The sequence below is a fragment of the Clostridium sp. genome, from assembly GCF_016650095.1.
Taxonomy (GTDB): Bacteria; Bacillota; Clostridia; order Clostridiales; family Clostridiaceae; genus Clostridium_AD.
In genome coordinates, this window is sequence record NZ_JAENWL010000108.1 from 1 (window position 1) to 9,734 (window position 9,734).

The 9,734-nt window shown below is 33.6% G+C and carries 10 protein-coding genes and 1 other annotated feature; of the genes, 8 read left to right on the forward strand and 2 right to left on the reverse strand.

Going from position 1 to position 9,734, the window contains the following annotated elements:
- Window positions 1–599, reverse strand: a 599-nt coding sequence (locus JJE11_RS08345; RefSeq protein WP_291634477.1) for a PrpR N-terminal domain-containing protein, incomplete at its 3' end; no start/stop codon positions are given.
- Window positions 600–1,162: 563 nt separating this feature from the next.
- Between JJE11_RS08345 and JJE11_RS08350 the strand changes: the two genes are divergently transcribed.
- On the forward strand, window positions 1,163–1,285 hold the full coding sequence (locus JJE11_RS08350) for a hypothetical protein (protein WP_291634479.1): 123 nt from the start codon (window positions 1,163–1,165) through the stop codon (window positions 1,283–1,285).
- Window positions 1,286–1,515: 230 nt separating this feature from the next.
- Here JJE11_RS08350 and JJE11_RS08355 read toward each other — a convergent pair whose 3' ends face one another.
- On the reverse strand, window positions 1,516–2,871 hold the full coding sequence (locus JJE11_RS08355; RefSeq protein ID WP_291634481.1) for an ice-binding family protein: 1,356 nt from the start codon (window positions 2,869–2,871) through the stop codon (window positions 1,516–1,518).
- 205 nt (window positions 2,872–3,076) lie between these two features.
- Window positions 3,077–3,381 (forward strand) — a binding site (T-box leader).
- A gap of 51 nt (window positions 3,382–3,432) precedes the next feature.
- Here JJE11_RS08355 and trpE point away from each other — a divergent pair.
- The 7 genes from trpE to trpA all read left to right on the forward strand — a co-directional run.
- A complete protein-coding gene (gene trpE, locus JJE11_RS08360) occupies window positions 3,433–4,863 on the forward strand; it encodes an anthranilate synthase component I (RefSeq protein ID WP_291634483.1) in 1,431 nt (476 codons plus the stop codon).
- On the forward strand, window positions 4,863–5,450 hold the full coding sequence (locus JJE11_RS08365; protein WP_291634485.1) for an aminodeoxychorismate/anthranilate synthase component II: 588 nt from the start codon (window positions 4,863–4,865) through the stop codon (window positions 5,448–5,450). The genes trpE and JJE11_RS08365 overlap by 1 nt, the downstream gene beginning before the upstream one ends.
- Window positions 5,431–6,432, forward strand: a complete 1,002-nt coding sequence (gene trpD, locus JJE11_RS08370) for an anthranilate phosphoribosyltransferase (RefSeq protein WP_291634487.1) — start codon at window positions 5,431–5,433, stop codon at window positions 6,430–6,432. Before JJE11_RS08365 ends, trpD begins: the two co-directional genes overlap by 20 nt.
- On the forward strand, window positions 6,429–7,196 hold the full coding sequence (trpC, locus tag JJE11_RS08375) for an indole-3-glycerol phosphate synthase TrpC (protein WP_291634489.1): 768 nt from the start codon (window positions 6,429–6,431) through the stop codon (window positions 7,194–7,196). The genes trpD and trpC overlap by 4 nt, the downstream gene beginning before the upstream one ends.
- The gene (locus JJE11_RS08380; protein WP_291634491.1) at window positions 7,189–7,785 is read left to right on the forward strand and encodes a phosphoribosylanthranilate isomerase; all 597 of its coding nucleotides are present in this window, start codon (window positions 7,189–7,191) and stop codon (window positions 7,783–7,785) included. Before trpC ends, JJE11_RS08380 begins: the two co-directional genes overlap by 8 nt.
- A complete protein-coding gene (gene trpB / locus JJE11_RS08385; protein ID WP_291634493.1) occupies window positions 7,785–8,960 on the forward strand; it encodes a tryptophan synthase subunit beta in 1,176 nt (391 codons plus the stop codon). The genes JJE11_RS08380 and trpB overlap by 1 nt, the downstream gene beginning before the upstream one ends.
- A partial coding sequence (gene trpA / locus JJE11_RS08390) for a tryptophan synthase subunit alpha (protein WP_291634495.1) occupies window positions 8,957–9,734 on the forward strand: 778 nt, incomplete at its 3' end. The genes trpB and trpA, both read left to right, overlap by 4 nt.

Consider the following 9,734-nt stretch of genomic DNA (forward strand, 5'->3'; position numbering starts at 1 on the left):
TTTAAGACTTCATTTTTATATTCCTGTTCATATAAATTGTCCACAATTTTTCTAGCATAAGTAATTCCATCATTAATTGACTCATTGCTTGCACCTAAATGAACAAATTCTATATTTAATCTTTGGGCATAGCTACAAGGAATTCCACCCCCAACTATTATTACCTGTTCCCTTTTATATAAATACTTACTTACGCATCCACCAATCTCTTCTTTATATCTAAACCTCTCAATTATAACATTGGAATTGATCATGCTTTTCCATTCCTCATAATCAAAATACTCTAAATCCGATATAATAAGCACTATCTCCTTATTAGACTTAATTGCTGTCTTTATTGAAAATAAAATATCTAGTGTAGTTATCCTGAGTTGTATTACCGGAATGTTTACTTTACCGACAGTAAGACTGTACCCGCCGCTTCGTGCTATAATAGCTTTTGCCCCTTTACTTTCTAATATCTTTCCTTGTTTTTCTATATTATCAGGATCTAATATATCAATAATAATTTTCCCTTGTTCTACATCTTCTCTATATAATTCTATTATGCTTTTTTTAAGTTCTTTATCAGAAGCAATTATGCCAATTTTTCTATTCATACGCACACTCCTTAATCTTTCCGTTATATTCATTATACCAAATTTACAGGAAATATTGAAAAAGTTTTATACTAATAATATCACATAAAGTTCACATATTTATTTAATTTTTAATAAAGAGCTTCACTATTAACGTATATCTCTCTATCACATAAAGTTCACATATTTATTTGATATTAATGCCACAATTGACATATATAATCATTATTATAGATAAATATTAAAAATTAAAAGTGCTTTTGAAGCTGCAACGTAACATGGACATTTACAATAAAATCAGAATATAATTAAGGAGGAAAAATATGAGTATATCATTAGTTTCATCAACATCCAATTCGGCAACAGTAACAAAATACTAGTAATTCAACTATAAATAAAGGTAATTCAGCAAATTCTAATTCTGATAATATAATTGATGTTTATGCTTAGTAATATGATAAGCGTCCCCCCCCCACCACCATTAGTTATAAATTGTTAACAATATTGACACCTAAACACACCAATTATATAGTATTATGAATGTATAATATAACCTTTAAGGTGGGAAATGGAGATAATTTATTATGAATCCTGAAAGCAAAAAAGCGTCTGAAATGTCGGAAACTTCTTCTATTTTACTTTCATTGTGTATTGTCGCTTCAGTTTTAGCCCTAGTTGTACTTAAGATAGTGTTAACCACTATGTAACTCATAGATATGTTGCTACTGATGCGCGTAATTGTAATTGCTTTAATCTATCATTTCATTAATTAAGCTTGTATGACTATGTCTATTCATACAAGCTTTTCAATGTAAAATGGGTACCTATAGCTCACACTTTTCACAGTGTGTAATCTATAGGTACCCATTTTACATTATTGTAAGCTTTTAATTCAAATTAATTCAAATTATTCCAAATTAATTCAAATTAATTCAAATTATTCCAAATTAATTTGAATTAATTTGTCTATCTTTATACTTGGGTCACTTATGAAAGTTGCAGAGAGCACCACGTATTTATTCACATAGCTAGATTCATTGCCGATCTTTACTGTTGCACAATTCCCTATATTTTCAATGACACTAGCCATAATAGGAGTAGAGTTGTCTTGATTTTTCACACTCCATTGTACAGCCTTATCAAATACTTCTGTACCATTGTCATATATATGACTTGCGTAAAATGAGCTTTGTGCAAGATTTATTGCTTCATTTCCAGTAATAGAAATAGAATAATTGTGTGTTGCAACTTCATTTGCAGGAGCCACAACTGTACTTTTAATTAAAGTCACTGCTGTTTGTGCTAAAAGCCTTCCATTTATGGATGCTTTCGTGCCCATACTAATATTTGTCTTACCTAGTACGATGCCCTCAAAATGAGCACCAGTACCAATAGCAACGGTTTGCGCTGACTGCCAGAAGATATTCTTCGCTTGCACTCCACCAGTTAAGATAATTTTAGTGTTGCTTGCTTGAGTAATTCCTTTAGCTATTTGGAAGATAAAAACATCATTTGCATCACCACTTAGATATACATCATCATTTATTAAAACACCGGTACCCCATTTATAAACACCAGCTGTAAGTGTTTGACCACTAATGTCTCCAGTATATAGTTCGGTATAGTCTGGAGCTCTTCCAGCAGCATCGGTATACGCTGTTTCCATGTTGCTTACAGCTGTAGTAAGATTGCTTGGAGTTGGAGACGCATAATCTGGAGCATATGCCTTTCCAACGAGTTGAGTGGAACGTGAAAATTCAGTAGTAGCATCCAATATTAGAGAAAAGCCAGTAATGGCAGTGGAATCAATTGGACTAACCCCTATGTTTCCAGTAACAGCAGAATTAGGAACAGTAGATATTCCTGTTTTTGCTAGAATCGCATAATCCCCAGCAGTACCAAGATTTATTGGTGCGGTACCAACTGATGGTGTTTCACTTTCAACATTAGAATATGTACTTTCGGAAGCATCATCTGATGCAGATATTTTAAAATAATATACTTTACCGTTCGTTAAACCAGGCACATCATAAGTTGTTTCAGTTACAGTAGTAGTAGCACTAATTAAATTATAGATTAAACCATCTTGCGAGCCATAAACATTATAATATGTAGCTCCTAAAACTGGCGCCCAAGTTAAGTTTATTTGTGAATTTCCAGAAGTTGCAACAAGATTTGTTGGAGCTGTAATAACTTTTGATGTTGGCTCAGCACCAAATGCTGAACTAAATGAAAGTAATACCATGCTTAATGCTAAAATATATGTCGATACTTTGAATAATTTGATTTTCATAATTTTCCCCCTATGTATTTTCTATATTTTCTATAATTTAATTATACTTCTAATTATAAACTCATAAAAGAGACTAAGGTCCCCTTCTCTCAGGGGCTTTAGTCATAAAAAGCTAGGGACTTAAGTCCCGGTTCCTTATTCAATTATGCAGAATATCAAGAAAAATATTTATTGACAAATATTAATTAACACTGTATCATGTTAAATAATATCAATGAGCAGAAGTAGTAGATAATGGAATTTAGTTTAAGCGAATCCGGATTAGTGAAAGCTGGGTACTGTAGCCGTTATTGAATGGGTCTGTGAGATGTGGTGCGAACTAATAGTAGCATTAACCGGAGTGTCTACCGTTACATGGACAGGGTATCGAGAAATCCGTACCTGACAAAGATAGTTATTTAGGTGGTAAAACGAAATTTTACATTTCGTCCTTTTATAGGATGAAGTGTTTTTATTTTTTTGTATCTAAATAACCAATATGGGTGGCACCGCGGTCACTTCGTCCCATAAACAGGATGAAGTGTTTTTTGCGTTACAAAAAAATAAAGGGGTGGTAATAAAATGGTCAATTTGACTGAAAAGGAATTTGAGGAGAAAAAATCTTTGAAAGTAATTTTTCCAATGTTTATTAAAATTAACGGTGATGAACTTACACCAGTAAATATCTTTTACAAGTTGAAGGGAAAATATAAATTTTTACTAGAAAGTGCTTCAACCATTGGAGAAGAAGGAAGATACTCCTTTATGGGAAGTACCCCCTATATGTTATTAAGTAGCCTTGGTGAAAATGTAACTATTACTAAAGAAAATGAAACTAAAAATCAAAAAGGTAAGGTTTTGGATTATGCGGAAGGCCACCTACTTAAAAAATATGACAAATTAGATTTGGAGCTTCCCTTCATCGGAGGTGCAATTGGTTATATTGGCTATGACGTAATTAGGCAATATGAACATTTACCAGACAATAACCCAGATGAATTAAATTTACCAGAAACTTTCTTGCTTTTCTATAGTGAATTTATATGCTTAGATCATTTTAAAAATACATTAATGTTAATTCACAATGTATTTCCAGAAGAGAATGAGAGTTATAATACTGTATTAAATAAATTAAATGCAATGAAATCAATGATAGATGAAGTGTCTTCCAATCATGAGTTAATTAAGTCATCACAAAACAAAGAAGTAATTTCTAATTATAAAAAAGAAGATTTTTGCAAGATTATTAATAAGGCAAAGGATTATATAACTGCTGGGGACATCTTTCAAGTGGTATTATCTCAAAGACTTAAAATAAAAAATAAAGTTGACCCTTTTGAAGTATATAGAAAACTTAGACGGAGCAATCCATCACCATATATGTTTTATATAGATTTTGAAGATTTTAAGTTAGCTGGAGCATCGCCTGAGAGCTTAGTTAAAGTTAAAAACAACACGGTAATAACAAATCCTATTGCCGGTACAAGACCTAGAGGAGCAAATTCAAAAGAAGACCAACAATTGAAGGCAGAATTATTAAAGGATGAGAAGGAACTTGCAGAACATTTAATGCTCGTGGATTTGGGTAGAAATGATATAGGTAAAATTAGTGAATTTGGATCTGTAAAGCTAGATAAATTTATGGAGGTAGAATTTTTCTCTCATGTTATGCACATATGTTCAAAGGTGTCAGGCACTTTAAACCCCGAATTAAATTGCTTTAATGCACTTGCCTCCTGTTTACCTGTTGGTACAGTGTCCGGTGCTCCAAAGATAAGGGCTATGGAAATTATTGATGAATTAGAGAATGTTAGGCGTGGTGTATATTCAGGAGCCATCGGTTATTTTTCCTATGACGGCGATATGGATACTTGCATAGCAATAAGAACAATATTATTCAAAGATGATTTCGCTTATGTTCAAGCTGGAGCAGGAATAGTTTATGACTCTGTCCCGTCGACTGAATATGCAGAAACATTAAATAAAACAATGGCCTTAATGGAGGTATTATAATGATATTAATAATTGATAATTATGATTCCTTTACTTATAATTTGTATCAATATGTAGGAGAGGTCTACTCGAATGTAAAAGTTATAAGAAATGACGAATTTACAATTGAAGAATTAAAAGGACTACCCTTAAAAGGCATTATTATTTCTCCAGGACCTGGACGACCAGAAAATGCAGGTCTCTGTATTGAAGTTATAAAAGCTTTTGAAAATATAATCCCAATTATGGGTATATGTTTAGGGCATCAAGCAATAGGTCACGCTTATGGTGCAAATGTTATAAGTGCACCAGAAATAAAACACGGAAAGACCTCTATTATTAAACATAATGGAAAAGATTTATTTAAAGATATAAAGGTCAATTTAAAAATAATGAGGTATCATTCACTAATTGTTGAAAGAGATACCCTACCTGAAGTACTTTCAATTACCGCTGAAACAGAAGATGGAATAATAATGGGAATAAAACATAAAGATTTTCAGATATACGGACTTCAATTTCATCCAGAATCAATATTTACTGAAGAAGGAAAAATGATAATCAAAAACTTTGTGGAGGTGATTTGTAATGTTAAAAATGGTAATTAGCAAAATTATAGCAAATGAGAACCTAACTGAAGAAGAAGCTTATACCTTTATGAATGGAATAATGAAGGGTGAAGCCACCCAATCTCAAATAGGAGGTTTCCTAGTAGGTTTGAGAATGAAGGGTGAAACTATAGATGAAATAACCGGTTGCGCAAGAGCTATGAGAGATAACGCAAAACGTATAAATTTAATCAGCGATTATGCAATTGATACCTGTGGAACTGGTGGAGACGGCGGCAAGACTTTTAATATATCTAGCGCCTGTGCAATAATAGCAGCCTCAGGTGGGGTCAAGGTAGCTAAACACGGTAACCGTGCGGTTTCTAGTCAAAGTGGAAGTGCAGATGTGCTAACTGAACTTGGAATTAATATAAATGTAGATCCTGCTGAGGCGGTAAAATTAATAGAAGAAAAAGGTATGGCTTTTCTATTTGCTCAAAGCTACCATTTAGCTATGAAAAACGCTGCAGGACCTAGACGCGAAATAGGAACTAGAACTATTTTTAATATTTTAGGACCACTCACAAACCCAGCTTTTGTCCGTGGTCAGACCCTTGGAATTTTCAGTAAAGACCTAACGAGTCCCGTGGCGAAAGTTTTAGGAAAGCTTGGAGCTGAGAGAGCACTCGTAGTCCACGGCGCAGATGGACTAGATGAAATAACAACTACAGACTTTACCTATGTAAGCGAATTAAAGGATTGTATTGTCACCAATTATAATATATATCCAGAAGAATTTGGTATTAAAAGAGCAACCGCGAGTGACATAAGTGGTGGCACTGCAAAGGATAATGCGAATATAATACTGAATATTTTAAAAGGAGCAAAAGGTCCCAAAAGAGATATCGTAGTCCTAAATACAGCTGCAGCATTATATGTAGGAAAAAAATGCAAAAATATAAAAGCTGGAGTGTTTTTAGCTGAGGATTTAATTGATTCTGGCAAGGCGTATCGTAAATTAGAGGAGCTCAGATTATCATGAATATATTAGAACAAATAGTTGAAAATAAAGTACATCAAATCGAGAAAGAAAAACTCGAAAAACCAATACAATATTTGATTAATATAGAAAATAGAAAAATAAGAGATTTTGAAAGGTCGCTTAAGGGAAATGGATTATCCATTATAGCAGAAGTAAAAAAAGCTTCCCCCTCAAAGGGAATTATAGACCCAGATTTTGATCCCATAAGGACTGCTTTAAGCTATGAAAAATATGGTGTTGACGCTATTTCAGTTTTAACCGAGAAAAAATATTTCTTAGGAAATGATGAAAATGTAAGATTTGTTAAAGAAAAAGCTTCTATGCCTATATTAAGAAAAGATTTTATTATAGATAAGTATCAAATATATCAATCTATTGCCATTGGTGCTGATGCAATTTTGTTAATTGCTGCAGTACTTAAGGAAAGATTAAAATCTTACTATGAACTTGCAACCTCCTTAGGTCTCCATTGCTTGGTAGAGGTTCATAATAAACCTGAAATAGAACTTGCACTCGAATGTGGTTCCAAAATAATTGGCATAAACAATAGAAATTTAAATGATTTCCATGTAGATATTCATACAACAGAAGAACTAATGAAATACATTCCAAAAGGTAAAATTGTAGTATCTGAGAGTGGAATAACTTCTATTAAAGATATTAAATACTTGAAATCAATTGGAGCCAGCGCCGTGCTTATTGGAGAATCCTTTATGAGAAAGCCTGACAGTGTAGAAGCCTTCTTGGATGCATGCCATGACTAAAATTAAGATTTGTGGAATTAGAAGACTTATAGATATAGAGTATATCAATGAACTAAAGCCAGATTATATAGGGTTTGTCTTTGCTAAGAGCAAACGACAAGTAGATAAGGAACATGCTTTTAATTTAATAAAAAATCTTCGTTCGGATATAAAAACAGTTGGAGTTTTTGTTGATGAAGATCCCAGCACAGTGATAGACATTGCAGAGAAATTAAAACTTCAGGTGCTTCAATTTCATGGTCATGAAAACCAAGAATATATAAATAGGTTTAAAGGCTTTGAGATTTGGAAAGCACTTAAGATTAATAGCCTCCAAAGTATTTCTGAAATAAGTAATTACACTTGTAACAGATTTCTTTTAGATAATAGTACTTCCGGTTCAGGTAAAAGTTTTAAATGGGACCTGGTAGAAAAAAATATTGAGGACTCTTCCATAATGCTTGCTGGTGGATTAACGAGTAAAAATGTTCAGCAAGGAATTATGCAACTAAAACCTTATGGGGTGGATGTATCTAGCGGAGTAGAAACACAGGGCTTTAAAGATTTTGCGTTAATGAAAGAATTTATTAAGAAAGTGAGGGGTTTATAATGAAAGGTCGATTTGGACAATTTGGAGGTCAATATGCACCTGAAACAGTAATGAATGCAGTTATAATACTCGAAGAGGAATATGAAAAGGCTTCTTCCGATCCTGAGTTTATGGCAAAATTTAAATATTATCTTAAGGATTACGCTGGGAGAGAAACTCCATTATACTATGCAGAGCGTCTTACAAAAAAATTAGGCGGGGCAAAAATATACTTAAAAAGAGAAGATTTAAACCATACAGGAGCTCATAAAATTAATAATGCATTAGGTCAAATACTCCTTGCAATAAGAATGGGAAAGAAAAGGATAATAGCGGAAACTGGGGCAGGTCAACATGGAGTTGCAACAGCTACTGTAGCAGCAATGTTTGGACTTGAATGCGAAATATTTATGGGTGAGGAAGATATACAAAGGCAATCTCTAAATGTTTTTAAGATGAAAATGCTCGGAGCTAAGGTTACCTCAGTTACCACAGGCACTGGCACATTAAAAGATGCTGTTAATGAAGCCATGAAAGATTGGGTTAGTAATGTGGAGGATACTTTTTATGTTATAGGCTCTACAATGGGATTACATCCATATCCAACCATGGTTAGAGATTTCCAAAGGGTCATTGGAGATGAGGCAAGAAAACAGATATTATGTAAAGAGGACAGATTACCAGATTATGTAATAGCCTGTGTTGGTGGTGGAAGTAACTCAATGGGCATATTCTATCCTTTCATTGAAGATAGTTCTGTTAAACTTGTTGGAGTTGAGGCAGCAGGAAAAGGATTAGATACTAATCAGCATGCTGCAACAATCTCTAAAGGAACTATCGGTGTAATTCACGGAATGAAGACATATGTGCTTCAAGATGAAGATGGTCAAATAATGCCTGTATATTCTATATCTGCAGGTCTTGATTACCCAGGAATAGGACCTGAACATGCTTATCTTCATGAAACTAACCGAGCTCAATATGTTTCAGCTACAGACGATGAGTCAATTAATGCCTTTATGGAACTAACGAGAGTTGAGGGAATAATTCCCGCTATAGAAAGTGCTCATGCAGTTGCCTATGCAATGAAACTAGCGCCAACATTATCTGAAGATAAATTAATAATTATTAATCTGTCAGGACGAGGCGACAAAGATATAAATACTGTTGCAGAATTAATGGGGGTGAAACTATGAATAGAATAACTCAAAAGTTTAATTATCTTAAAGAGAAAAATGAAAAAGCATTTATACCATTTGTAACAGGAGGAGACCCAGATTTAGATACCACCTTAGAGTTAGTTTTAACCCTTGAAAAAGCTGGGGCTGATATAATAGAAATTGGAATCCCCTACTCTGATCCTATGGCTGATGGTCCAGTGATACAGGCTTCTTCCACTAGAGCCTTAGCCAGCGGCACTAAAATAAAATATATTATGGAGAAAGTTGTGGAAATACGAGAATTTACCCAGATTCCACTGGTATATTTACTTTATTATAATTCAATATTTAAATATGGCTCTGAAAGATTTTTTGAGCAGTGCAAGGATGTCGGAATTGATGGATTAATAATTCCAGATCTTCCACTAGAAGAGAGAGCCGAAGTAATAGAAATTGCAGATAAATACGATATCTGCATAATCCCAATGGTAGCGCCAACATCAAAGGATAGAATTAAAGCAATCACTAATTTGGGAAAAGGTTTTGTATATTGCGTTTCTGTAAATGGAGTAACAGGCACAAGGCAAAAGCTTAATACAGACATTCAAGAATATATGGATTTAATTAAAAGCTACACTGATATGCCTAGAGGTCTTGGTTTTGGAATTTCAAGTGCCGAAATGGCAAAAGCATATGCGCCATATTGCGAAGCTATTATTGTAGGAAGTGCAATAATAAAATTGGTGGCAGGCGGTGGAACGCAAGAAGAAATACTAAAAAGAGTATATGATTTTGCACTAGGTATAAAAA